Origin of the sequence: Curtobacterium sp. MCBA15_012 (assembly GCF_001864935.2) — a bacterium.
Taxonomy (GTDB): Bacteria; Actinomycetota; Actinomycetes; order Actinomycetales; family Microbacteriaceae; genus Curtobacterium.
Window position 1 is genome coordinate 2,325,320 of record NZ_CP126267.1, and the last position, 24,297, is coordinate 2,349,616.

At 74.2% G+C, this 24,297-nt stretch carries 20 protein-coding genes; 9 read left to right on the forward strand and 11 right to left on the reverse strand.

What is annotated here, in order from left to right:
• Positions 1–74: 74 nt before the first annotated feature.
• Complete coding sequence (locus tag QOL15_RS10610; protein ID WP_071247621.1) at positions 75–1,070, reverse strand: stage II sporulation protein M; 996 nt, start codon at positions 1,068–1,070, stop codon at positions 75–77.
• Between the two features lie 69 nt (positions 1,071–1,139).
• Between QOL15_RS10610 and QOL15_RS10615 the strand changes: the two genes are divergently transcribed.
• Positions 1,140–2,009, forward strand: coding sequence for an RDD family protein (locus QOL15_RS10615; RefSeq protein ID WP_065960715.1), 870 nt, complete (start codon positions 1,140–1,142; stop codon positions 2,007–2,009).
• Between the two features lie 30 nt (positions 2,010–2,039).
• Here QOL15_RS10615 and ahcY read toward each other — a convergent pair whose 3' ends face one another.
• Both ahcY and QOL15_RS10625 read right to left on the reverse strand, forming a co-directional pair.
• Positions 2,040–3,518 (reverse strand): adenosylhomocysteinase, encoded by a 1,479-nt coding sequence (gene ahcY, locus QOL15_RS10620; protein WP_071247618.1) that lies wholly within the window; start codon positions 3,516–3,518, stop codon positions 2,040–2,042.
• 175 nt (positions 3,519–3,693) lie between these two features.
• Positions 3,694–3,909: a DUF3499 family protein gene (locus tag QOL15_RS10625; protein ID WP_065960687.1), complete on the reverse strand. Its 216-nt coding sequence runs from the start codon at positions 3,907–3,909 to the stop codon at positions 3,694–3,696.
• Between the two features lie 79 nt (positions 3,910–3,988).
• Here QOL15_RS10625 and QOL15_RS10630 point away from each other — a divergent pair, with 79 nt between their 5' ends.
• Positions 3,989–4,429, forward strand: coding sequence for a metallopeptidase family protein (locus QOL15_RS10630; protein ID WP_065960685.1), 441 nt, complete (start codon positions 3,989–3,991; stop codon positions 4,427–4,429).
• A gap of 97 nt (positions 4,430–4,526) precedes the next feature.
• Here QOL15_RS10630 and QOL15_RS10635 read toward each other — a convergent pair whose 3' ends face one another.
• From QOL15_RS10635 to manA, 5 genes are all read right to left on the reverse strand, one after another.
• Complete coding sequence (locus QOL15_RS10635) at positions 4,527–5,930, reverse strand: DUF5719 family protein (protein ID WP_071247615.1); 1,404 nt, start codon at positions 5,928–5,930, stop codon at positions 4,527–4,529.
• Positions 5,927–8,848, reverse strand: a complete 2,922-nt coding sequence (locus QOL15_RS10640) for a glycosyltransferase family 2 protein (protein ID WP_139197500.1) — start codon at positions 8,846–8,848, stop codon at positions 5,927–5,929. Before QOL15_RS10640 ends, QOL15_RS10635 begins: the two co-directional genes overlap by 4 nt.
• A 140-nt stretch (positions 8,849–8,988) precedes the next feature.
• A complete protein-coding gene (locus QOL15_RS10645; RefSeq protein ID WP_370692369.1) occupies positions 8,989–9,318 on the reverse strand; it encodes a WhiB family transcriptional regulator in 330 nt (109 codons plus the stop codon).
• A gap of 231 nt (positions 9,319–9,549) precedes the next feature.
• Positions 9,550–10,512: a UDP-glucose 4-epimerase GalE gene (gene galE, locus QOL15_RS10650; protein WP_071247612.1), complete on the reverse strand. Its 963-nt coding sequence runs from the start codon at positions 10,510–10,512 to the stop codon at positions 9,550–9,552.
• Between the two features lie 84 nt (positions 10,513–10,596).
• Positions 10,597–11,805 (reverse strand): mannose-6-phosphate isomerase, class I, encoded by a 1,209-nt coding sequence (gene manA / locus QOL15_RS10655; RefSeq protein ID WP_071247609.1) that lies wholly within the window; start codon positions 11,803–11,805, stop codon positions 10,597–10,599.
• A 56-nt stretch (positions 11,806–11,861) separates the two neighbouring features.
• On the opposite strand from manA, the gene QOL15_RS10660 reads away from it, so the two are divergent.
• Complete coding sequence (locus QOL15_RS10660) at positions 11,862–13,241, forward strand: O-antigen ligase (protein ID WP_065960680.1); 1,380 nt, start codon at positions 11,862–11,864, stop codon at positions 13,239–13,241.
• Positions 13,242–13,372: 131 nt separating this feature from the next.
• On the opposite strand, the gene QOL15_RS10665 is transcribed toward QOL15_RS10660, so the two are convergent.
• A complete protein-coding gene (locus QOL15_RS10665; protein WP_083394004.1) occupies positions 13,373–14,776 on the reverse strand; it encodes a hypothetical protein in 1,404 nt (467 codons plus the stop codon).
• A 121-nt stretch (positions 14,777–14,897) separates the two neighbouring features.
• On the opposite strand from QOL15_RS10665, the gene QOL15_RS10670 reads away from it, so the two are divergent.
• The 5 genes from QOL15_RS10670 (at position 14,898) to QOL15_RS10690 (ending at position 20,189) form a co-directional block, all read left to right on the forward strand.
• The gene (locus QOL15_RS10670; protein ID WP_139197499.1) at positions 14,898–16,211 is read left to right on the forward strand and encodes an O-antigen ligase family protein; all 1,314 of its coding nucleotides are present in this window, start codon (positions 14,898–14,900) and stop codon (positions 16,209–16,211) included.
• 183 nt (positions 16,212–16,394) lie between these two features.
• Entirely contained in the window at positions 16,395–17,888 is a 1,494-nt protein-coding gene (locus QOL15_RS10675; protein ID WP_305404477.1) for a hypothetical protein, read from the forward strand.
• Between the two features lie 50 nt (positions 17,889–17,938).
• Positions 17,939–18,676: a glycosyltransferase family 2 protein gene (locus tag QOL15_RS10680; protein ID WP_065960675.1), complete on the forward strand. Its 738-nt coding sequence runs from the start codon at positions 17,939–17,941 to the stop codon at positions 18,674–18,676.
• Positions 18,673–19,173, forward strand: a complete 501-nt coding sequence (locus tag QOL15_RS10685; RefSeq protein WP_071247599.1) for a DUF2304 domain-containing protein — start codon at positions 18,673–18,675, stop codon at positions 19,171–19,173. The genes QOL15_RS10680 and QOL15_RS10685 overlap by 4 nt, the downstream gene beginning before the upstream one ends.
• Positions 19,170–20,189, forward strand: coding sequence for a glycosyltransferase family 2 protein (locus QOL15_RS10690; RefSeq protein WP_071247596.1), 1,020 nt, complete (start codon positions 19,170–19,172; stop codon positions 20,187–20,189). The genes QOL15_RS10685 and QOL15_RS10690 overlap by 4 nt, the downstream gene beginning before the upstream one ends.
• 125 nt (positions 20,190–20,314) lie before the next feature.
• On the opposite strand, the gene QOL15_RS10695 is transcribed toward QOL15_RS10690, so the two are convergent.
• Positions 20,315–21,595 carry a lipopolysaccharide biosynthesis protein gene (locus tag QOL15_RS10695; RefSeq protein ID WP_139197498.1) on the reverse strand — a complete coding sequence of 427 codons (1,281 nt, stop codon included), beginning with the start codon at positions 21,593–21,595 and terminating at the stop codon, positions 20,315–20,317.
• Complete coding sequence (locus QOL15_RS10700; protein ID WP_216093102.1) at positions 21,592–22,353, reverse strand: polyprenol monophosphomannose synthase; 762 nt, start codon at positions 22,351–22,353, stop codon at positions 21,592–21,594. The genes QOL15_RS10695 and QOL15_RS10700 overlap by 4 nt, the downstream gene beginning before the upstream one ends.
• A gap of 213 nt (positions 22,354–22,566) precedes the next feature.
• Here QOL15_RS10700 and QOL15_RS10705 point away from each other — a divergent pair, with 213 nt between their 5' ends.
• On the forward strand, positions 22,567–24,246 hold the full coding sequence (locus tag QOL15_RS10705; protein WP_071247590.1) for a DUF2142 domain-containing protein: 1,680 nt from the start codon (positions 22,567–22,569) through the stop codon (positions 24,244–24,246).
• Positions 24,247–24,297: the final 51 nt, after the last annotated feature.

Here is a 24,297-nt window from a genome sequence, read left to right on the forward strand (position 1 = left end):
CCGGGAGGCGCGCCCCGCGCCCGCCCCGTCGGACCGGTGAGCCGTCGGACCGGTCCGCCGTCGGTGCGGTCGGGTCAGCCGGCCGTCAGCGCGGTCGCGCCGCGCTCGAACTCCTCGACGTCGCCGCGCTGTCCGGCACGGTGGGCCCGGCCGCCGAGCACCCACTGGTACCAGAGCACCGCCGCGAGGGCGACCGTGCCGATCCCGATCTTGACGGGCCACGGCCAGTCCTGCCGGGTCACGACGCCCTCGATCAGCCCGGAGAGCAGCAGGGTGAGGACGAGGCCGACGGCGACGGACAGGAGGGCCCGGCCGTCCTCGGCGAGCGCCTGCGCCCGCGTCCGCTCCCCCGGGGCGATCCAGGACCACGCGATGCCCAGGCCCGCCGCGCCGGCGAGGAAGATCGAGTACAGCTCGAGCTGCCCGTGCGGTGCGATCCACGTGAAGAAGTCGCCCAGGCGGCCCTCGGAGTGCATGATCGCCGCCGAGACCCCCAGGTTGATCGCGTTCTGCCCGATCGAGTACGGCACGAACAGCCCGGTGATCCCGAACGCGACCATGCTCGCAGCGATGTAGGCGTTGTTCGTCCACACCTGCGCCGTGAAGGCCCCGAGCCCGTGGTCGGAGTAGTAGGCCTGGAAGTCCTCGGTCGCGTACCGGCGCAGGGACTCCGCCGTGCCGAAGGTGTCGACCGCACCCGGTGTCGTGCTGATCCACACCGCGACGACGGCCGCGACCACCGCGGTCGCTGCGGCCACCCAGAGCGTCAGCCAGCGGATCCGGAACAGCGCGGCCGGCAGCTGGAGGACGAAGAACGCGGTCACGGCGGTGAGCGGGTCGACCGGGGTGCCGGTGAAGCGGAGCCGCGCACGGAACACGGTGAGCGACAGCCGGTCGCCGGTCACGGTCCGCGGTGCGGCGCCGCGGATGCGCGCGAGGTCGGTCGCGGCCTCCTGGTAGCCGGCGACGAGGTGGTCGACGTCCTGCCCGGTCCGCGGGCGCCGTCGGGCGAGCCGGTCGAGCGCGCCCCAGCGGTCGCGGTGCACCTCGTCGTAGGCGTCCAGGTCCACGTCGTCTCCCCCGTCGTCGTGTCGACCGTCGCGCGGGCGGTCGACGCCGGTCTCCGCCAGAATGATCCCATGTCGACGACGCGCGTGCCCCGTGACCTGGCCGACGCCCGCTTCGTCCGGGCGCTCGACGACACGGCCGACGAGCTCGTGGTCGGTGAGGCCGTCGCCCTCGACGTGCAGCCGGCGGGCATCGCGCTCCGGCTCGCCGCGGGCCTCCTCGACGCGGTGTGCCTGCTCGCCCTGTACGTGATGCTCCTCGTCGGCACCTCGCGGCTGTGGCCGAGCAGCGTCGACCCGGCGTGGGAGGCAGCGCTGTCGATCGCGGTGCTCGTCGTCGTGTTCGTCCTCGTCCCGGCGGCGCTCGAGGCCGTCACGCGCGGCAAGAGCGTCGGGCGGTACGCCACCGGCACGCGGGTCGTCCGGCTCGACGGGGGTGCGGTCGGGTTCCGGCAGACGTTCACCCGCTCGCTCGTGGGGCTGCTCGAGCTGTGGGGGTCGGCCGGGTCGATCGCGCTGCTCGTGGCCCTGTTCGGTTCGCGGCCCCGGCGCCTCGGGGACCTCCTCGCGGGCACGGTCGTCCAGCAGGAGCGCGCCGTGCGGGCCCGGCCCACGCAGGTGGTGCTCCCCGCCGAGCTCGTCGGGTGGGCCGCGGTCGCCGACGTCTCGGCGCTGCCGCAACGGCTCGAGAACCGGCTCGGCGCGTTCTTCCGCGGCGCTGCCGACATGCGTCCGGACGCCCGTGCGGCGACGGCCCAGCGGCTCGCGGCCGAGGTCGTGCCGTCGGTGCACCCCGTGCCGCCGGTCCCCGCCGAGGTGTTCCTCGCCGGGGTCGTCGTGCTCCGCCGGGACCGCGACCGCACGGCGCTGCGTGCGCGGGCGGCGCTGCTGGACCGCGCAGCGGCGACCGCGACGGCGCGGCCCCCGGGCTTCCCGCGCTGACGAGCGGGTGGCGAGCGGACCAGGGGCGGTTCAGTACCGGTAGTGCTCGGGCTTGTACGGCCCCTCGACCGGCACCCCGATGTACGCGGCCTGCTCCGGTCGGAGCTCGGTGAGCCCCACGCCGAGGGCGTCGAGGTGCAGGCGCGCGACCTTCTCGTCGAGGTGCTTCGGCAGCACGTGCACGCCCGTCGGGTAGGCGTCGCGCCGGGTGTGCAGCTCGATCTGCGCGAGCACCTGGTTCGTGAACGAGGTGCTCATCACGAACGACGGGTGCCCGGTCGCGTTGCCGAGGTTCATCAGCCGCCCCTCGCTGAGCACCAGGATCGACCGCCCGGTCGGCAGCCGCCACTCGTGCACCTGCGGCTTGATCTCGACCTTCACGGCACCGGGCAGCGCCTCGAGCCCGGCGACGTCGATCTCGTTGTCGAAGTGCCCGACGTTCGCCACGACCGCGAGGTGCTTCAGCCCGAGCATGTCGTCGACCCCGACGACCCCGAGGTTGCCGGTGCACGTGACGACGATGTCCACCTGGCCGACGACGTCGGACAGGCGGGCGACCTGGTACCCGTCCATCGCCGCCTGCAGGGCGCAGATCGGGTCGACCTCGCTGACGATCACGCGCGCACCCTGGCCGCGGAGCGCCTCGGCGGCCCCCTTGCCGACGTCGCCGTAGCCCACCACGAAGGCGACCTTGCCGCCGATGAGGACGTCCGTCGCCCGGTTCAGGCCGTCGGGCAGCGAGTGTCGGATGCCGTACTTGTTGTCGAACTTCGACTTCGTGACGGAGTCGTTGACGTTGATCGCCGGGAACCGGAGCACGCCCTCCCGCGCGAGCTCGACGAGGCGGTGCACGCCCGTGGTCGTCTCCTCGGTGACGCCCTGCACGTCGGCCGCGATGCGGGTCCACCGGTCGCCCGACCTGCGGAGCGAGGCCGCGACCGTGTCGAGGACGATCCGCCACTCGGCGCTCGCGTCGGGACCGGGCTCGGGAGCGGCCCCGGCGGCCTCGGCGTCGGCCGCGGTGTGCAGGAGCATCGTGGCGTCGCCGCCGTCGTCGAGGATGAGGTTCGGGCCGGTCCAGGTCGCCCCGGCGACGGCCGCCTCGGCGCTCCAGTCGAAGATGCGCTCGGTGCACCACCAGTACTCGTCGAGGGTCTCGCCCTTCCACGCGAACACGGGGACGCCCGCCGGTTCGTCCGGGGTGCCGTTCGGCCCGACGGCCACCGCGGCGGCGGCCTCGTCCTGCGTCGAGAAGATGTTGCAGCTCGCCCAGCGCACCTGCGCGCCGAGCGCCACGAGGGTCTCGATGAGGACCGCGGTCTGCACGGTCATGTGCAGGGAGCCGGCGATCCGGGCACCCGCGAGGGGCTGCGAGGGACCGAACTCCTCGCGGAGGGCCATCAGGCCGGGCATCTCGTTCTCGGCGAGCCGGACCTGGTGCCGGCCGGCGGCGGCGAGGGCCGGGTCGGCGATGCGGAACGGTGCGGCGGTGCGGGCGTCCGTGGTCATGGCGCCAGTCTCGCACGGTGGGTCCGGCGGACCGTCAGACGACGTCACGGACCGGTGTCGCGCCTCCAGGCCGTCGCACCGGGCGTCGGACGGCCCGTCTCGCGGTCGGGGTCGGTCGGTCGCGCGCCGGCACACCGTGGCGGACCGTCGCACCGGGCGGCCCCTCGCGGTCGCGTCAGTCGGACTCTCGCCGGACCGGGCCGCGGCGCACGACGTCCCAGCCGAGCGGGACCCGCAGGCGCGCGGCGTGCCGGGCGCACAGGTCGTAGCCGTGCGGTTCCACGCGTGTGGAGAGCGGTCCGACGACGACCATCGAGTCCGCGTAGTCGTACGTCAGGGTCGCCGCAGCGCTGCCGCCACAGGCGACCTTGCTGCAGATCCGCACGTCCATACCGGCACCGACCCTACCGGAGGGCCCGTCGGTCGGTCGGCCCCGCGTCGCGGGGGTCGTCGCCGCGTACGATGGCGGGATGTTCCGCAAGCCGCGTCTCGTCACCCCGGTCGACCGCGCCAGGGGACGCTCCCGACACGGGCGCGGCGGACGGTCGAGCGTGACCGGGCCGCACCTCGCACCGGTGATCACCCGCGCCGAGCTGTTCGACCGGATCGTCGGCGACACCGCCCACTACCTGCTCGGGCTCTGGCCGGAGGAACTCGCCGGCGTCGTCTTCCAGGTCGCGGACATGCCGACGGTGGCGCCGGTGCCGGAGCGCATGCCCCGATGGCGCGTGGACCGTGACGAGCGTCGTGTGACGCTGTTCCGGATCCCGGTCGAACGGGTCACCCACAGCCCCGAGAAGGACGACACCGACCGCCGGGTCATCATCGAGACCGCGGTGTTCCGTGCCGTCGGCGAGCTGCTCGACAAGGACCCGTGGGACCTGGCGCCGGACCGCTACCGCCACTGGTGACGCGGCGGCTCCCCCGGTCGGGGATGCCGCACGGCGACGACCGGGCCGGCCGCGCCCGCGGCGGGGACCGCCCGGGCCGACCCTGCAGCGGTGCCCGCTACGGGTAGATCCGCAGCGGTGTCGACGCCTCGGTGGCCGCGCGGACCGGGAAGCCGGCGATGCCCGCACTGCCCGCGTACGACACCCCGGCCACGAGCCCCTCGGTCCCCGTCATCACGAGCTGCTGGGACACCGGCACCGAGACCGTCGCCGTCGAGCCGGAGGCCACCTCGACCCGCTGCTCCGCGTCTCCCGAGCGGATCGTCACCCGGGCGTCGGAACGCGTCGGGTTCACGAAGGACAGTTGCGGCGCGTCACCCGGGGCCACGGCCGCGATCGTGCGGTCGGTCAGCGGCTCGGCGGACGCGAACCAGCCGAGGTCGGTGCGGCCGTCCTCGGTCGGCGTCGTGGTGCGGGCACCGGCGACGACGGGCTCGGTCGCGGTCACCGTGAAGGAGTAGCGCCCGTCCGGGAAGTCGTCGAGCGCGACGTCGGTGACGACACCCGGCTCCGCGGTCGCGTTCACGGTCGACCCGCCGCCGTCCGCGGTGGTGATGCCGAGCGTGACACGGGCGGTGCGGGTCCCGGGCACGAAGATCCGGACGATCGGTCCGGCGTCCGCGGCGTCGTCCCCGCTCTGGGCCTCCTGCGCCTGGTCGAGCACGACCGCGGGGATCACCTGGCGCTGCGCCGGAGCGGCACCGCCGGAGACGATGTCGAACCCGCCCGGGGTGAGCGTCCGCACGATGCTCTCCTGCATGTGCGCGACGATCTGGCCGCCTGAGGACGTGACGTGCACGACCGTGGAGCCCTGGTCGGACACGAAGCCCGACAGCGGCACGACCTTCTGCGTGTTCGGGGCGACGACGATGCCGGTCGTCCCGGGTGCGCTGACCTGCCCGGAGCCGTCGTAGACCGCGAGGTCGACCGTCGCGTTGACGTCGGTCGGGTTCGACAGCGTGATGAGGCTCGTGCGACCGGTCTCCGTCGACCCGCCGACCAGCCACGTCGACTGGCCCGGGTCGTCGCAGGACGCCGCGGCGGTGCCGACGAGGTCACCCGACGAGACGCTCTGGCTGCTGCTGCCGGCGACCTGCGGGGTCGTCCGGCCGGCCGGGGCGGTGAGGAGCTGCGGTGCGCTGCTCCCGGTGGTGGAGCCGCTCAGCTCGCTCCGCTCGACGGTCGAGCCCGTGGTCGCCGTCGCGACCGAGGCGGAGCCGACGGTGCTCGCCTTCGTGGCGTCGTTGCCGGAGTCGTCCGACAGGCGCAGGGCACTGCCGGCACAGACCCGCTCGGCGGCGGCGGGGACCGGGGTCACGGTGCGGCCGGCGGGACGGGCGGGGTCGCTCCCCGTGCCGAACGCGTGGGCCGCCGTGACGGCGCCGGCCGCGACGACCACGGCGACGGCGGTCGCGGTGCCGCGGACGAGCCAACGGCGGACGGTGGCGGGACCGGTGCTCATTCGTCGCGCTCCTCGTCGAAGGTGGTGGCGGGTTCCTCGGCCTCGATGACGTTCGAGGTGGCGCGGCGTCGGCGCGGGGCGGTCGGCACCGCGAGCAGGGCCGCGGCGCCGAAGACGACGCCGAGGACCACGAGGTACAGCACGTGCGTCGCCTGGGTGGCGGCGGAGCCGGTCGACACGCGGTCGACGTCGCCCTCGTAGTGGAACAGGCGGCCGGTGGCGGTCTCGCCGATGCTCGTGAACCGTGCGTCCTGCCCGATGGCCCCGACGGCACGGTCGTGCACGGCCTGCGCGGAGGCGTCGTCGGGTGCGCCCTCGAGGAGCACGAACGAGATGCCGAGCGAGCGCAGCGCGGGCTCGGGGTCGTAGCCGCTCCGGCTCGCGAGGTTGCCGGCGAGCGTGGTCAGGCGGGCCCCGGCCGGGCTGAGCCGCAGCGCGGTGGCGTCGAGGGTCGACTGGTCGTCGAGCGTCGAACCCTGCCCGCGCTCGAGCGCGACCGCGAGCGACCCGTCGGTCTGCGGCGAGACCACGAGCGTGCCGACCTCCGGGTTCGCCTGCGCCTCGGCGTTCACGTAGGCGCTGAGGACCCGGCCGGTGGTCGGCTGGATGACCGCCGTGCCGAGGAAGAACGCGGCGAAGGACGGCGCGACCGCGACCCCGGCGAGGACGGTGGCGACGAGCCCGGCGACGGGGGCGACCCGGGGTAGGACGTCGACCCCGATGCACGCGGCGAGGGCGAGCGCGAGCCAGTACACCGACAGGCCGCTGCCCGGCCACACGATCGCGGTCGTGGACCCGACGCCGGTCACGGTGACGTGCGTCGCGGCGAAGGCGGTCGCGAACCCGAGGAGTGCGAGGACGAGCGCGGCACCGGCGACGGCCCAGCGGTGCCCGAGCAGTGCACCGACCGCGAGCGCGGCGACCGGCAGCACGAGGACGGCCATGACGACCGGGAGCACGACCGCGACCAGCGCGGCGTCCACCCCGGCGACCGCGGGCAGCCACCCGCTCCAGTCCGGGAGCGGCTGACCGATCGCGAGCTGCAGCGCGGAGGGGACCGGCGTCGCCGAGGGGACACCGGGGTCGGCGGCGATCGCGAGCGGGTTGCCCCGGGCGACCTGCGTGAGCACGAGGGGCAGGAAGAGCACGGCGGCCGGGACCGGGATGAACACCCGACGGTGTGCCCGTCGCCAGCCGACGACGACCGAGACGAACCACCCGATCACGAGCACGGGCAGCAGCGACGGCGCGGACGCCGCGACGACCGCGAAGAGCAGCGCGGCGCCGGAGGCCCACGCCCAGGAGCGGTGCGCCTCGAGGACCGCGAGCAGCAGCCACGGGAGCGTCAGGTGGGCGACGACGGCGCCGAGGTGCCCCGTGGTGACGCCGCCGACGAGCGACGGCGCGAGGGCGTACAGGGTCGCACCGATCACCGGGACCCAGGTGCGCGTCGTGACCTTGCGCACGGCGAACCAGGCACCGAGCGCGGACACCGGCATCGCGAGCAGCATCACGAGGACGACCGAGGTCGAGGGCGACCACCAGGTGAGCGTGCCGAGCACCGCGACGACCGCGGCGAACGGGTCGCTCGGACCGGTCCACCCGGTGCCGACGGCGTGCCAGCCGTAGCCGACGTTCTGCCAGAGCCGTCCGACGTCGGTGCTCAGCGGCAGGAGACCCCCGCCGGTGAGCGCCGGGCTGCCGAGCAGCGGCCACAGCGTGACGGCGCTGACCACGGCCGCGGCGAGCACGACCCACACGCCGCCGTCGCCGAGGAACGAGGCGCGGGCGATCGGGGCGTCCTCGACCCGGGCGAGCTCGACGTCGCGCGAGGTGGTCCGGTGTTCGTGGACGCGACGCCAGCTGACCCGGAGCGGCTCGACCGCGGCCCACCCGACCCGTCGGGTCCGGGCGATGCTGCGGCGCGCACGACGGACGCCGCCGCCGAAGGCCACCGCGAACGCAGCCGCGAGCTCCCCCGACACCGCGGCGGGGTGCTTCGCGACGAGGTGTCCGACGGCGCGCCCGATCGCGAACGGCACGAGGGTGAGCCAGTGCAGCCAGAGCAGCCCGGCCGGTGCGTAGGTCAGGCGTCGGTGCAGCTGGGCCTGCCGGTGCATGCGCACCCGACGGGCCTCGGACACGCGCTTGCGCCCGAACTCCTCGATCGGGCCGGCGCTCGCCACGCGGGCGTCCGGGACGACGGCGACGCGGTGCCCGGCGAGCCGGGCGCGGATGCAGAGGTCGAGCGCGGCGTCGACGTCGGGCAGCGCCGGGTCGAAGCCACCGAGCTCGCGGAAGACCGAGCGGCGCACGAGCATGCCCGCCGCCGCGACGCCGAGCACGTCGGTGTCCCGGTCGTGCTGGCCCTGGTCGAGCTCGTCCTGGACGAGCGTGATCGACCGGCCGGTGCGGGTCGTGCTCTCGCCGAACGCACGGATCACCGAGGGGTCGTCGGGCGACACGAGCTTCGGGCCGGCGACGACGACCGAGGGGGCGATCTCGACCGCGGAGAGCATGGCCTCGAGCGCGGTGGGCGCCGGGGCGTTGTCGTGCCCGAGGACCCAGAGCCACTCGTCGGCGGGGGCGACGTCCTCGGCGAGCGGCGCCTCGCGTTCGGCGCGGGCGACGGCCTCGCCGAAGGGACGTCCGGCGGGCAGGCGCACGAGGCCCGCGGAACCGCCGAGGGCGATGTCGGCGGTCGAGCCGTCGGTCGACCCGAGGTCGACGACGACGAGGTTGTCCGGGTGCCGCGTCTGTGCGACGAGGGCGTCGAGGGTGCGGTCGACCTGCTCCCCGCCGTTCGCGGCGACCAGGACCGCGGTGACGCGGGGTCGTCCGGAGCGTGGCTGGTCGAGGTCCGACCGGGACCGGTCGGACTCGGACTGGGGCCGGGACTGCGCGGGACTGGGCTGCATGACGCGCGTCACTCTACGGTCTGGAGGCGCGGCGCCGGTCCGCGACGACGGCGCGCCGTGAACCTGTGCACCTGGTCACCGCTCGGTGCGGGGCGGGCGCGCACCGTGCCTCCCGGCCGGGTGGCGGTGGGGTGGTCCGCCTACGCGCGACGGCGCAGCTTGCGGCGCTCGCGCTCCGACAGTCCGCCCCAGATGCCGAAGCGTTCGTCGTTCTCGAGCGCGTACTCGAGGCACTGCGTCCGGACCTCGCAGGATCCGCAGATCTTCTTGGCCTCGCGCGTGGAGCCGCCCTTCTCGGGGAAGAACGCCTCCGGGTCGGTCTGCGCGCAGAGCGAGTCGACCTGCCAGGAGAGCGGGTTCTCCTCGTCGGCGCCGGCTCGTCGGACCCCGGGGACCCCGAGGGCCACCGGGTCGACGTGCCAGTCCTCCGGCACTCCGGTGTGGAATTCGGCGCTGTTCACCCTGATCACCCCTGACGTCTCGGCTGCGGACCACGTTCGACACGTGGTCGCTGCTGTAATTACAGCGGTGTGATTCCCGAGAGTCAAGTCGCGGATCATAGGAGGCAGTGACCGATCCGGCGTGTCATGTCCCCCGTACGGGCGTGTCGCGGTCGATCTGTCCGCCGATCGGGGGACAACACCGGGCCCGGGCGGACGGTCCGCGGCGGTGTCGTCGACGCGGTCGCGCACGCCGCCGGCTCAGCCGATCCGGCGCCGGGCCTCCCACGCACTGCTGACCATCTCGTCGAGCGTGTGGCGCATCGACCACTCGAGGTCGCGGGCCGCCGCCTCACCCGTCGCGACGATGCGGGCCGGGTCGCCCGGACGCCGCGGGGCCACCTCGGGCTCGAACGCGATGCCGGTGCCGGTCGCCATCGCGTCCATGATCTGCCGGACGCTCACGCCGTCGCCACTGCCGAGGTTGTACGCACGCTCCAGGGGCTCCCCCGCCTCGAGCTTGCGTGCGGCCACCGCGTGCGAGTGGGCGAGGTCGGCGACGTGCACGTAGTCGCGCACGCACGTGCCGTCCGGGGTCGCGTAGTCGTCGCCGTTGATCCGCGGGGTGCGACCGGCGAGCAGGGCGTCGAACACGAGCGGGAAGAGGTTGTGCGGGCTCGCGTCGTACAGGTCCGGCGCCCCCGACCCGACGACGTTGAAGTAGCGGAGCGAGGTGGTGGTGAAGCCCGCGGCGACCTCCATGTCGCGCAGCAGCCACTCGCCGATGAGCTTCGACTCGCCGTAGGGCGACTCCGGGGCCTTCGGCGTGGACTCGACGACCGTCTCGACGTCCGGCGTGCCGTACACCGCGGCACTCGACGAGAAGACGGCCTTCGTGACGCCCTGCTCGGCCATCGCTCGGAGCAGCGTCGTCATGCCGGTCACGTTCTGCTCGTAGGTGTGCAGAGGGCGCTCGACCGAGACGCCCGCGTACTTGAAGCCCGCGACGTGCACGACGCCGGTGACGTCGTGCTCGCGGAGCGTCCTGGCGACCAGGTCGCCGTCGAGGATCGTGCCCTCGACGAACGGCACGTCCTCGGGGACGAACGCACGGAAGCCGCTCGACAGGTCGTCGAACGCGACCGTGTCGATGCCGGCGGCGCGCAGCGCGCGGACGACGTGGGACCCGATGTACCCGGCACCGCCGGTGACCAGCCAACTCATGCTCGTCACGCTAGCGGACCGGCTGGTCTCCCCCGGCCGCACCGGCGTGCGTGTCCACGCACGCGTGGTCCCGTGGCTGCGGGATCACGCACCCGTCGCGATGAAGACGGTGGAGGTCACACCCGAGCCGGCGTCCGCCTCGACCGTGACGTCGCCCTCGTCCGGCGTGACGTAGCACGCCTCGCCCTGGCGGAGCAGGGTCGCCGAGGTCGCGCCGACGAGCGTCACCACGCCCGCGGTGCACACCGCGATCGACGGGCCCGAGAGCGGGGCCACCCCGCCCGTGGCGAGCCCGACCGGACGGCCCTCGCCCGTGACCCGCAGGAGCGCGAAGCCCACGCCGTCCGGGGCGAACCGGTCGACGCCCGGCGCGAGGTGCTCGGGTTCGAGCAGCGGCGCCGGGTGCGCGGTGAAGTCGAGCACCCGGAGGAGTTCCGGGACGTCGACGTGCTTGGGGGTGAGCCCGCCGCGGAGCACGTTGTCCGAGGGGGCCATCAGCTCGATGCCGAGGCCGTCGAGGTACGCGTGGACGTTCCCGGCCGGCAGGTACATCGCCTCGCCCGCGGGGAGCGTCACGCGGTGCATGAGCAGGGACACGACGACGCCCGGGTCCCCCGGCCAGGTCGCCGCGAGGTCCCGGACCGTGCGGGTGTTCGGGGTGTGCGCGTCCTCCGGCAGGGCCGCGGCGAGGTCGCTCGCGGCCTGCACCACGGCGAGCGCCGACGCGTCCGCGGTCTCGAGCCAGCGCACGGTGTCCTCGAGCCCGTGCGCCAGGTGCACCAGGAGCGGACCGAGCCGACCGGTCCCGCCGTCGAGCGCCTCGACGTCGGCGACGGTGTCGGCGACCGGCCGGAACCCGCTGAGCGCCTCGAACCGCTCGCTCAGGGCGACGACGAGCTCGGGCTTCGGGAACGGGTCCTTGTAGTTGCGCGCGGGGTCGTCGAGCGGGATGCCCGCTGCCTCCTCGCGGTCGTAGCCCTCGCGCGCCTGCTCCGGCGTGGGGTGTGCCTGGAGCGAGAGCGGTGCCGCGGCGGCGAGGAGCTTGAGCAGGAAGGGCAGGCCGGTGCGGTCCGGTCCGAGGGCGTCCTCGGGCTCCGCGGCGATCCACTCGCGCAGGGTGTCCGCGCCGCCGACCATCGCCGGGTTCACCACCACGCTCGGGCTCCCGGCGTGCGCACCGAGCCAGAGCTCGGCCTGGGGCGCTCCGGTGACCGTGCGCCCGAGGAGTTCGGGGATCGCGGTGGTCGATCCCCAGGCGTAGTCGCGCGGGGTGTTGGTGATGCCGAGGAACATGCCCCGAGCGTACCGGGACGCCCCGACCGCCCGACGAGCGGCGGTAGCCTGTCGCCGTGACGAACACCTGGCCGATCGCCCGCGGGACCGTGTCCGAGCGCGAGGCGTTCGCCCTCGCCGTCGCGGTGGTCGGCACCCTCTTCGCCGGCGACGCCGTGCCGAACGTGCTCACCTGGTACGGGGCCGCCGCCGTGTGGGCGCTCGAGGCGGCCTGGGGCGTGTCTGTCGTGGTCCGCGCACGGCCCCCGATCGCCCGTACGCCCCGGTCGCTCTGGTTCTTCCTGGCGTGGTGCCTCGTCACGGTCGCCTGGTCGCACTGGCGCCCCGCGACGCTCGCGAGCATGGTCGCCCAGGTCGTCTGCGTCGTGGTGGCCTTCGCGATCGCCTCGACCCTGAGCTGGCGCCGCCTGCTCGACGCGGTCTCGGTCGCGATGCGCTGGGTGCTCGGCCTGTCGCTCGTGTTCGAGGCGGTCGTGGCCGTCGTGGTGCGGCACCCGATCGCGCCGATCTGGACGGACTACGGCGACCGGAAGATCCCCGACGCCTTCTACTTCTCGCGCGCCGAGCTCCTGACCGGCGGGCGCATCCAGGGGCTGCCGGGCAACGCCAACCTGCTCGCGATGGTCGCCCTGCTCGCCGCCGTCGCGGTCGCGGTGCAGCTCGCCGAGGGGCGGATCGGCCGGTCCCGCGGGCTCGTCTGGCTCGCGCTCGCGGTCGTCGTGCTCGGACTCACCCGTTCGTCGACGGTGCTCGTCGCGGCCGTGGCCGTCGTGCTGGCCGCGCTGGTGGCGGTGTGGCTGCGCCGGGTCCCCACCGAGCGCCGGACGCCGCGGTACCTCCTGCTCGCGGTCGTCGCCGTGGTGGTCGTCGCGGGTGGGGTCGCAGCGCGCAGCGCCCTCACCGGCCTGCTCGGCAAGACCTCGGACCTGACCGGGCGGGGTGAGATCTGGGACGCCGTGCTCGGCCTGGTCGCCCGGCACCCGGTGGTCGGGTCGGGGTGGATCGGCTACTGGTGGCCGAACATCCCCGAGCTCGCCGACATCGCGCACCGCAACGGCGTCACCTACCTGCAGGCCCACGACGCCTACCTGGACGTGTGGATGCAGACCGGCGTCGTCGGCCTGGTGCTGTTCGTCGCCTACGTCCTGACCACCCTGCTGCGGTCGTGGTCGAGCGCCACCCGGGTCGCCTTCGGTCCGGACCTGCGCCCGCGGCCGTTCGACCCGGTGTCGCTCTTCCCGCTGCTCGTCGTGGTCGCGCTGCTCGTGCAGTCGGTCGCCGAGTCCCGCCTGCTCTACCAGGGCAACTGGGTGCTGTTCGCGGTGCTCGCGGTCAAGACCCGGAACGTCCTCGTCGGCGAGGAGCCGGCTTCGGTCGGCGACGGGCCGCGCACGCCGCGGGCCGCACGCGCCTTCCGTCAGGCCGGAGCGCGCTGACCGCGAGCGCGGCACGGGCGAGGGCCCGAGCACCGAGCACCGAGGCCAGGACAGGCCTTGCCGGTCCTGGCCACGCCGGGCCCCGCCGGGCCAGGACCGGCCAGGTCGGGTCGTGCCAGGGAAGGTGCCCGTCAGCGGTCGACGACGACGAGCACGCACGGCACGCTCGTCTGCCAGACCCGGTCGAGGGCCTTCGGGGCGTTCTGCACGACCGCCGCGCCGGACGGGTCGGCGCGGCAGAGCGCCGTCTGCTGCTCGAGCTGCGGGCGCCACGCGGGTCCGTCGCTGCGGTAGGACAGCCCCGGGGCCGCCGAGCCGACGGCCGCCGCGACCACGACCGCGATCGCACCCCAGCCGACGACCGCGGCGACGATGCGGAGCACACGGTTGCGGTCGACCAGCCGCAGCGCGCCGGACCGCAGGGCCGGTCGCGGGCCGATCAGGACCGCTGCGGCGACGACGAGGGCCGCCGTGAGCAGCATGGCCGCGGGAGCCGCGTACCGCGTCGGGGCGCTCATGGTCGCGGCGAACAGGCCGTTCGGCTGGCTCCACCCGCGGTCGCCCGAGCTGTTGGCCTCGAGGGCCGCGGTCCAGGTGCCGACCGAGCCGACCACGAGCGCGACGATCTGGACGCGTGCGCGCCAGGACCCGGCGACGAGTCCCCCGACCAGCACGACGGCGATCCCGACGATCGGCACGAGGAGGACGACGGGGCCGTGCGCGATGACGGCGCCGGCCACCCGGAACGACTCCTTGAGGAACGTGCCCGCGAGCGGCTCGAACAGGTAGCCCTGCACGACGTCCGCGACGGCGGGGTTCCCGGCCGCCGTCGGACGGTCGGTGGTGAGCGCCGTGACGACCTGCATCGCGAGCCCGACGACGGTCACGCCCGTGACCGGCAGCGCGGTGAGGACCCGTCGCCGGGCCCCCTCGTCCTCCGCCGTCCGCGGCGTCCGCCACCACGCCACGACCAGGAGCGGCACGAACAGCAGCGTCTGCGGTTCGGTGAGCACGGCGACGGCGGCGAGGACCGCGACCGCGGCGGACGCCCACCAGGTGCGGACCCGGGCGGTGAAGAGCCACGGCACGAGCAGGAGCATGAACCAGTGCAGGTTCGCGGCGTTCCCGAGCACCTCGATCGGCGCGATCGGCACGATGACCGGCACCACGGCGAGCACGAGCCGCAGCGGCCACGCCGGCACGACGTCCTTCGCGAGCACGAAGACGGCGGCGCACACGATCCCGGCGATCACGCAGCTGGCCCCGGAGACCGTGACGGCGTACTGCTCGATCGGCCGGTGCACGGCCAGGTCGACGACGAGCCGCGGCAGCAGGTGCAGGTAGCCGGCGTACGGGTGCAGCAGCGACCCCACCGAGCCGTACCGCAGGTGCTCGGCGAAGAACACGTCGCCGTCCTCGGCCCACACGGTGGCGCGGGCGACGGGTCCGAGCCGGTACCAGGCGTACGCGGTCGCCAGGACGGCCACGACCACGGCGGCGAGGGTGGTCGTCAGGGTCTGCTGCGTGCGCTTCATCGACGATCGAACATAGTCGCGATATCGCATGGCGCTATATCGACGCTCCGCGATGCTCCGCCGCGTCCGCCGTCCCCGGCCGCCGTCGGAACCTCGCAGAGCAGTGCGAGAGGATGGGACCGTGACGAACATCAGGGTGGGCAGGCGGGCGCTCGCGCGCCGCTACCTGTCCGCCTGGATCGGGTTCTCGGCGGGCGGGCGGTTCAGCCAGGCCCTCGCGACCGTGATCGTCCTGTTCGCGTTCGGGGAGCCGACCGTGCGCGTCCTCGTCGGGAGCGCCGGCACCTGGGCCGTGCTCGTCACGCTCGTCGTGCTCGCCGGCCTGAGCCTGCTCGGACAGCGCTACCGCATCGAGTGGCACGGCGTCCTGCCGCTCTCGCTCCTGGCGCTCGTCGGGTACTGCGCGCTCAGCGTGCTCTGGAGCCCGTACTCGTGGGTGGCGCTCCGCGGCTTCGTGGCGATGGTCGGCTTCGTCGGGCTCGGGCTCTACCTGGCGCTCGGCCGCGACCTCGTGCAGGTGATCCGCGCCGCGGGCGACGCCTTCCGCATCCTGCTCGTCGTCGCACTCGGGCTCGAGGTGCTGTCCGGGCTCGTCCTCGACGTGCCCTTCCCCGCGTTCGACATCCAGGGCGCCATCGCGTACGGCGGTCCCATCCAGGGCATCGGCGGCACCCGCAACTTCATGGGCTTCGTCGCCGCGGTGGCGCTGGTCACCTTCGTCGTGGAGTTCCTCACCCGCTCCGTGACGACGTGGCGTGCCGTCGCGTCCACCGCGCTCGCGGTGATCGCCCTCATGCTCGTGCAGTCGCCGATCACCGGGCTCGCGATGATCGCCCTCGCCGTGACCGCGCTCGCCCTGTGGGCGCTCCGGCACGCCCGGCCCCGCACCCGGCCGGTGGCGAACACCGTGCTCGGCGCGGTCGTGGTCGGCATGGCGGTCGTGGGGGTGATCGCCCGGCACCGGATCCTCGCCGAGATCGGGGCGGCTGGCGGCAGCGCGACGCGGCTCCAGCTCTGGCAGCAGATCCGCGTGCTCGTCGACCAGTACCCGGTCCAGGGATGGGGCTGGGTCGGGACCTGGCCGCACGAGGCCGTCGTGCCCTACTCGACGTTCATCGGGCCGACGGGCGAACGCTTCACCTCCGGGCTCAACGCGTTCGTCGACGCGTGGCTCCAGATCGGGCTCGCCGGCATGCTCGTCCTGCTCGCCACCGCCCTGCTCGCGTTCGCCCGGGCCTGGGTCACCGCGACGACCTTCCCGGGGGTGGCGTACGTCTGGCCGGCCGCGATCCTCGTGCTCCTCGGGGTGACGAGCACCGCCGAGAGCTACCTGCTGCACGGGGCGGGGCTCATGCTCTTCACGACCGTCCTGGTGGTCGCGGCGCGCCGCCGCTCCTGGCGGCGGCACCTGCCGCGTCCCGACCACCCCGCCTGACCGCGCGCTCCGGTGGGTGGTCGCGACCACCCACCGGCCGGGAGGCGCGACACCGGTCCGGCACCGTGCCTCCCGTCCGCTGGTGGCGACCACCCACCGGACGGGAGGCGCGACACCGGGCCGCCACCGTGCCTCCCGTCCGTCGCGTCCCACGACCGCGACGGTGGCGGGTACCGTGTCCGGGTGCACCCCCGACTTCCTGAACGTCTCGCCATGTGCGTGGTGGCCGCCGTCCTGACCGTGCTGAACCTGCTGCTCAAGCTGCCGTGCACGGACACCGCGCCCTCGGTGTTGCCCCGCGACGCCGTGGTGTCGCGCTTCGGCTGCTTCTCGGACGTCGAGTTCCTGTGGGACGTCCGGCAGCTCGCCTCGCACGTGTTCCCGTACGTCACCGGGTCGGACATCGGCAACGGCACCGTCGAGTACCCGACCCTGACCGGCGTCTGGATCTGGCTGACCGCGCTGCCGGTGGACACGGCGCGGGGCTTCCTCGTCGTCACGGCGGCCGTCGCGGTCGTGATCGTCGTCGTCGTGACGCTCCTGCTCGCCCGCATCGCCGGGCGGCGCGCCTGGATCTGGGCGGCGACGCCCCCGCTCGCGCTCTACGCGGTCTCGAACTGGGACCTGCTGCCGGTGGTCTGCACGGTCGTCGGTCTGGTCGCCGTCGTCCGTCCGCCCGCACGCTGGTCCACGACCACCCGGTACGCCGTGGCGGGGCTGGCCTTCGGCCTCGGCGGCGCGTTCAAGCTCTACCCGCTGATGTTCCTCGCCCCGCTGGCGATCGCGGCGCTGCTCGACCGCGACGTCGCCCTCGCCGCGCGCGTCAAGCGCACCGTCGCCGCACTCGGCAGCGGGATCGGGGTCGTCCTCGCGGCGAACGTGCCGTTCGCGCTGATCAACCTGGACGGGTGGCTCTCGGTGTTCCGGTTCCAGGCCGGCCGCCCGATCAGCCCGTCGACGATGTCGATCTGGTTCTACGGCCTGATGCCCTGGTCGATGGCCCCGGAGGGCTCGTTCCAGACGCTGATGGGCACCCTGTCCACCGTGACGACCGCGATCGGCATCCTCGCGGTGCTCGTCGTCACGGTCGTGCTCGCGCTCCGCCGGGGCACGACGCCGTGGATCGAGTCGGCGGCCGCACTGCTGGCCGTCTACATGGTGTGCAACAAGGTCGCCTCGCCGCAGTACGTGCTGTGGCTGCTGCCGTTCTTCGTCGTCGTACGGATCGGCGGGTGGTGGGTCGCCGCGTACCTGGTGGCGGACATCTGCGCGTTCGTCGGGTTCTTCCGCAACACGTTCTACATCGCCGTCGGCATCGGCACCTCGACGTGGGCGAACCAGGCGATGGCGGTCGGCATCTGGGGTCGCGCGGCGCTGCTCGTCGCGTTCGCGGTGGTGTTCTTCCGGGTCGGCAGCGTCGCGACCGACCGGCCGGGTGCGCGGCCCGTGGCCGACGGGACGCCCGGTGCACCCGAGGCGCGCGGTGGGCACGGTGCGCCCGGTGCTTCCGGTGCTTCCGGTGTTTCCGGTGCTTCCGGTGCTTCCGGTGCTTCCGGTGCTTCCGGTGCTTCCGGTGCGCACGGTGCTTCCGACCACGCGGCGGACGGCGTGCCCGTCGGCGTGTCCGGTCGTGCCGCTGGCGACCGCGACGACGACGCCACGGTGCACCCCGCGTGACGGTCCCCGGCGCGCCCGGCGGCTCCCCCGCGGTTGGTAGCATCGTCGGCATGTCCCTGCTCCAGCAGACGCTCATCGTCATGCCCGCGTTCAACGAGAGCGCGGTGGTCGGCGACGTGGTGCGCGAGGTCCAGGCAGCGCTGCCCGGGGCCACCGTCCTCGTCGTCAACGACGGTTCGGCCGACGACACGGCCGCGGTGGCGCGACGTGCGGGCGCGACGGTCCTCGACCTGCCGTTCAACCTCGGCGTCGGCGGCGCGATGCGCGCGGGCTTCAAGTACGCCGTCGCGAACGGCTTCCGCTACGCCGTCCAGGTCGACTCCGACGGTCAGCACGACCCGTCCGGCGTGCCACAGATCCTCGACGCGCTGCAGCGCAAGGACGTCGTGATCGGCGCGCGCTTCGCCGGCGTCGGCGACTACGAGACCCGCGGGCCGCGCCGGTGGGCGATGGTCGTCCTGGCGTCGGTCGTGTCCCGCATCGCGGGCACGAAGCTGACCGACACCACGTCCGGCTTCCGGGGCGCCGGTCCCCGCGCCCTCGAGCTGTTCGCCGAGCACTACCCCGCCGAGTACCTCGGCGACACGGTCGAGTCCCTCGTGCTCGCCGCCCGCGCCGGCTGCTCGATCGAGCAGATCCCGGTCGCGATGCGCGTCCGGGCCGGCGGAACGCCCTCGCACGCGCCGTTCAAGGCGATGATCTACCTCGGTCGTGCCGCGATGGCCCTCGTCGTCGCCCTGTGGCGCCCCCGACTCTCCCTGCGCACGGTGGAGGTGCCCGGCTCGTGAACGTCACCACCTACGTCTTCGGCATCGTCGTCGCCCTGCTCGTCCTGGTGGCGGTCGTCGAGCTGCTCCGTCGTCGCCGGCTCCGCGAGCGCCACGCGCTCTGGTGGATCGTGGCCGGCGTGGTGGCCCTCGTCGTCGCGGTCTTCCCGGGGCTGCTCGTCGGGACCGCCGCCGCCCTCGGCTTCTCGGTGCCGACGAACCTCGGTTTCTTCGTCTGCCTCGTGCTGCTCTTCATGGTGTCGGTGTCGCAGAGCGCCGAGCTCACCGTGCTCGAGGACAAGACCCGCGTGCTGGCCGAGGAGAGCGCCCTGCTCGAGGAGCGGATCGGTCGGCTCGAGCGCCGTGCCGCCGGAACCGTCCCCACGGACACCTCCGCACCGGTCGTGGCCGGCCCCGCCGCGGCTCCCGTCGCGGGGTCGCCGTCCGTCACCCGTGAGCGCGTCGCGCTGCCCGCCGACGCACCGACCGGGCACGCGGGCACGGACCACGACGCATGACCGCTCCGGACGTCACCGTCGTCATGCTGGCGTACGGTGACGAACCCGTCCTGCACGCCGCCGTCCGCTCGGTGCTCGACTCCGAGGGCGTGGACGTCTCGATCGTGCTCGTCGACAACGGGTGCACCTCGGACGCCGTGCGGACCCTGCCGGACGACCCCCGTCTGACCGTCCGGACGCCGGACGAGAACCTCGGATTCGCCGGCGGCGTCAACCTGGGTGCCGAGGGCGTCACGTCGACGTACCTCGGGCTCGTGAACTCCGACGCCGAGGTCCGGCCCGACGCCCTCGCCGCACTCGTCCGGGTGGCGGCCCGCCCCGACGTCGGCATAGCGAGCGGCAGCATCCGGCTCGCCGACCGTCCCGACACCATGAACTCCGCGGGGAACCCGGTCCACGTGGTCGGCCTCAGCTGGGCCGGCGCGTACGGCGAGCCCGCGAGCGCGCACACGACGGAGCAGGACATCGCGTCCGCGTCGGGTGCGGGTCTGGTGCTCCGGAGCGAGCTCTGGGAGCGTCTGGGCGGGTTCGAGGACACCTACTTCGCCTACCACGAGGACGTCGACCTCAGCTGGCGCACCTGGCAGCTCGGGCTCCGCGTGGTGTTCGTCCCCGACGCGGTCGTGCTGCACCACTACGAGTTCAGCCGGAACGCCCGCAAGATGTTCCTGCTCGAGCGCAACCGCCGCATCTTCCTGACCACGCTCTACGGCCCGCGCCTGCGAGCAGCCACCGCGTTGCCCGCGTGGGCGATCGGGCTCGCGATGGGACTCGTCGCCCGCGCGCAGGGATGGGGTCCGCAGCACCACGAGGCCCGGCGCTGGATCCGCGACAACCGGCAGTGGCTCGTCGAGCGCCGTGCCCGGGTCGAGGCCGCGGCCGTGGTCGACGACCGCCGCATGGCGCGCCTGCTCACGGCGACGCTCGACCAGCAGGTGTTCCCGCTCCCCCCGGGTGCCGGGGTCCTGCAGGCAGTGATGCGCGCCTACTGGGGCGTCGTCCGCCGGTTCGTCTGAGTCGTCACCGCACGGGCTCGGCACCGCGGCACCGGCGCGTCCCCGCTACACCGGCGGGCCGTCACTGCGCACCGGCGGGGAACCGTCGGCGTGCACCGGCGCGGAAGCGTCCCGCCGGTGCCGGATCAGTCCCGCCGGACCGCTCCGGCAGGTCCGGCAGTTCCGGCAGGTCCGGTTCGCAGGCCGACCACGACGAGCGCGACCAGGCTGACGACCGACCCGACGACGAACCCCGTCGTCCCGGCGGTCAGCGGCGACGCCGGGGCCGCGAGCAGGATCACGACGACGCCGACCACGAGCCCGGTGAGCGACGCCACCGCGACCTCGCCCGAGCGCCCCGCGGCGAGCAGGAACGCGGCGGGGACGAGGGCGATCGTGAAGACGTACACGCCGACGAGCAGCCCGCGCAGCACCGGTACCGCGGCGACGCCCTGCTCGGGGTAGAACAACGGCATGACGATCCCGGCGAGGGCCGCGACCGCGCCGAAGAGCACCAGGCAGCCCGCCGCGAAGGCCAGGAACACCCCGAGCCGGCGCCGGTCGCGGAGGGAGCCGTTGCCCGCCTCGTGCGCGAAGGCCGGGACGATGATCTGGCTGACCGCCTGGCCCACCATGGAGGCCGGGGTCGCGATCGTGAAGGCCGCCGCGTAGACGCCCACCTGTGCCGGCGCGGCGAACACCTCGGCGCTGATCATCGCGAGCTGCAGCAGACCGTTCGTGGCGAGGCCGGCGAGGACGTTCCACGCGGCGAAGGACAGCACGCCCGTCCGGGGCAGCTCCGTCGCGCCGCTGACGCCCGTCGGCCAGCAGAGCACCGCGAAGACCGTGTACCCGAGGGAGATCGGCACGAGGACGAACGCGTCCGCACCGAGGGCGAGCACGACCACGAGCCCGGCGACGGACAGCACGCCGGTGCCGACGTCCGCGATCCCGACCCGACGTGCGCGGCCCCGTCCGAGCGTGCCGGTGCGGGCGTACGCGTAGGCCCCGTACCCGGCGACGGCCCAGGCAGCCGTGGCGGCGAGCACGCCGTCGTGCGTCCACCCCCACGCGACGGGAACGGCCACGGCGCCGAGCACCACGACCGACACCGCCCAGGTGCGGGTGAGGAGCCGCACGACCGCGCGGTCGTCGTGGCCCCGCGCCACCGCGAACGCGATGAACCGGCTGGCGGCGTTGCCCGCGGCGGTGGGCCACACGAGTGCGGCGAAGATCGACAGGGACAGGATGGCGCTGACGTGCCCGAGGTCGGCGGACCCGAGCGCCCGGCCGATCAGGACGGTGTACGCCAGCCGGGCCACGCCCTGCGCGACGATCCCACCGGTCGACCACGCAGCGGACCGTGCCAGGTTGCCCGTGGTCGCGACGACGGGCGACGCCGGACCGGTCTCGCCGGGAACGCTCACCGACGCCCGCGGAACCAGCGCTGCACGCCCCACTGGGTCACGCGCAGCATCGCCTCGACGATCACCGAGCGGTCCATCTTCGAGGTGCCCAGCACGCGGTCGCGGAACTGGATCGGCACCTCGACGATGCGCCCGCCCAGGTCGTGCACGCGCAGGGTCATGTCGACCTGGAAGCAGTAGCCCTTGGAGTCCACCCCGGTGAGGTCCATCCGGCGGAGGACGTCCGCGCGGTACACCCGGTACCCGGCGGTGACGTCGTGCACACCGACGCGGAGCATGAGCCGGGCGTACAGGTTCGCCGTCCGGCTGAGCAGCTCACGGCGCTTCGGCCAGTCGACGACGGAGCCACCGCGCACCCAGCGCGACCCGATCGCGAGCTGGACGTCGTCGGCCGGGGCGTCGGCGACCGCACGGAGCAGCGCCGGCAGCCGGTCGGCCGGGTGTGACCCGTCCGCGTCCATCTCCACGAGCAGGTCGTAGCCGCGCTCGAGACCCCAGCCGAAGCCCGCCACGTAGGCGGTGCCGAGGCCGAGCTTGCCGGTGCGCCGCATCAGGTGCAGCCGGTCGTCCGTCCGCGCGAGCTCGGCCACGCGGTCGCCCGTGCCGTCCGGGCTCGCGTCGTCGACCACGAGCACGTGCGCCTGCGGTGCGTGCTGGTGGATGGTGGCGATCGCCGTCTCGATGTTCTCGACCTCGTCGTAGGTCGGGACCACCACGAGGGCACTGGGGGCGGACGCGTCGTCCTGGTGTTCGGCCACTGTTCGGTCCGCTCCTTCGTCGATGTACGCCGAGTGATCGTAGCCGACGGGCTCTCGGCGGCCTACCGTGCGTCCGCGGGTCGGCTCGATGCGCCGGGCCCGCACCGCCCGCCGGGACGGGGGTCGAGGACCCGTCGCTGCTAGAGTTCCGCGTGGCCCGCGACCGGTGGGCGGACGGCGGGGACCGCCGGGTGAGGAGACACAGGAACACCGATGACGGGAACCACGCTCGGAGCGACCGACCGGACCCGCGCCACCGGCGCCCGACGCCCCGGGTGGCAGGTGTTCCTGATGGCGTTCCTCGTCATCGCGGCGATGGCCGGCAGCTGGGCGATGACCAGCCCCCTCGAGTCCGCGCCGGACGAGCCCGCGCACACGATCCACGCCGCGGCCGTCGTCCGCGGGGAGTTCGTCGGCGCGAAGTCGTCGGTGCAGCGCGGCGCGAGCGACGTCGAGGTGCCGGCCTGGGCAGCCCAGACGACCGACCTCGCGTGCTTCGCCTTCGACCCGGGCATCGCGGCGAACTGCCAGAAGCCCGTCACCGAGTCGGACGCCGAGCGGACCGCGACGACGAGCGCCGGGACGTACAACCCCGTCTACTACGCGGTCGTCGGTTTGCCCTCCCTCGTGCTGGACGGCAAGGCGGCCCTCTACGCGATGCGCGGCACCAGCCTGATCTGGTGCTCCGCGCTCCTGGCCCTCGGCGTCGTCGCGCTGGCCGGGCTCCGGGCACGGACGTGGGCCCTCGGCGCCTTCGCCGTCGCCGTGACGCCGATGGTGCTGTTCATCCTCGGCTCGGTGAACCCGAGCGCCCTCGAGATCTCGGCCACCGTCATGCTCTTCTGCTGGCTGACGCGCATCGCCGAACGACGGGCACCGCGGGTCGCGCCGTCCCACGCCGCCGCGGTCGCGGTCTCGGGCGCACTGCTCGCGAACACGCGCAGCATCGCCTTGCTCTGGCTCCTCCTCGTGGCGGTCGCCACGCTCCTCGACCTCCGGCTCCTGGCACGACTCGTGCGGGACCGTGCCGTGTGGATCGCGGCCGCCGTGCTCGCCGTCGCCGCGATCGCCGGCCTCGCGTGGACCCTCGGCAGCAACAGCCTCGGTCCGGGCATCCCCTACGTCGGTGCCGGGACGAGCCACCTGCGCGGGTTCGTGCACATGTTCGCGCTGACGTTCCAGAACTCGGACGGCTACATCGGCCTGTTCGGCTGGATCGACACCCCCGCTCCCCCGTCCACGGTGTCGCTGTGGGGCGGGCTGATGCTCGCGCTCACGATCGGGGCGCTCGTGTTCGGCCGCGGCCGTCGCCGGCGCGGTGTCGCGCTCCTCGCGGTCGCGATGGTCCTCGTCCCGCCGGTCGTGCAGGGGTTCGCGGTCACGGAGTACGGCTACATCTGGCAGGCCCGCTACGTGCTCGCCCTCCTGGCCTGCATGGTCATCGCGGCCGGCGTCACCCTGGACCACGCGTTCCCGACGGCGTTCTCGAACGCCCGGGTGCGCTGGCTGTTCGGCCTCATGCTCGCCACCCTCGCCGTCCTGCACGTGCACAGCTCGATCTGGGCGCTGAAGCGCTACGTCGTCGGCGCGCACCTCGGCTGGCGCGCCATGGTGACCGAGCCGCAGTGGCAGCCGCCGCTCGGCTGGCCGGTGTGGGTCGGGGTGCTCACGCTCGCGGTGATCGTCGGGGGGTTCCTGCTGATGCGGGCCGCGGCCGCCCCCGTGGCACCGCTGCCGATCGACGGCGACGGGGTCGTCGACGACGACCGCCCGCTGGGCACGGGCACGACCACCACGACCGCTGCGTCCGCCGGGGACGACGCCACCGCGGACACCGCTCCCACGCGGATCGTCACCGCTGACGGGACCGCACCGGGCCACGAGGCTCGCTGAGCCTCGGACGACCGGCGCGCGGCGGTCCGCCACTCGCGCCGGTCGTCCTGC

Coding starts and splice junctions, on each gene's coding strand:
- QOL15_RS10705 (WP_071247590.1), top strand. CDS start 22,567: ATGACGGGAACCACGCTCGGAGCGACCGACCGGACCCGCGCCACCGGC.
- QOL15_RS10635 (WP_071247615.1), bottom strand. CDS start 5,930: ATGAGCACCGGTCCCGCCACCGTCCGCCGTTGGCTCGTCCGCGGCACC.
- galE (WP_071247612.1), bottom strand. CDS start 10,512: ATGAGTTGGCTGGTCACCGGCGGTGCCGGGTACATCGGGTCCCACGTC.
- QOL15_RS10640 (WP_139197500.1), bottom strand. CDS start 8,848: ATGCAGCCCAGTCCCGCGCAGTCCCGGCCCCAGTCCGAGTCCGACCGG.
- QOL15_RS10665 (WP_083394004.1), bottom strand. CDS start 14,776: ATGAAGCGCACGCAGCAGACCCTGACGACCACCCTCGCCGCCGTGGTC.
- QOL15_RS10690 (WP_071247596.1), top strand. CDS start 19,170: ATGACCGCTCCGGACGTCACCGTCGTCATGCTGGCGTACGGTGACGAA.
- QOL15_RS10630 (WP_065960685.1), top strand. CDS start 3,989: ATGTTCCGCAAGCCGCGTCTCGTCACCCCGGTCGACCGCGCCAGGGGA.
- QOL15_RS10680 (WP_065960675.1), top strand. CDS start 17,939: ATGTCCCTGCTCCAGCAGACGCTCATCGTCATGCCCGCGTTCAACGAG.
- manA (WP_071247609.1), bottom strand. CDS start 11,805: ATGTTCCTCGGCATCACCAACACCCCGCGCGACTACGCCTGGGGATCG.
- QOL15_RS10625 (WP_065960687.1), bottom strand. CDS start 3,909: ATGGACGTGCGGATCTGCAGCAAGGTCGCCTGTGGCGGCAGCGCTGCG.
- QOL15_RS10615 (WP_065960715.1), top strand. CDS start 1,140: ATGTCGACGACGCGCGTGCCCCGTGACCTGGCCGACGCCCGCTTCGTC.
- ahcY (WP_071247618.1), bottom strand. CDS start 3,518: ATGACCACGGACGCCCGCACCGCCGCACCGTTCCGCATCGCCGACCCG.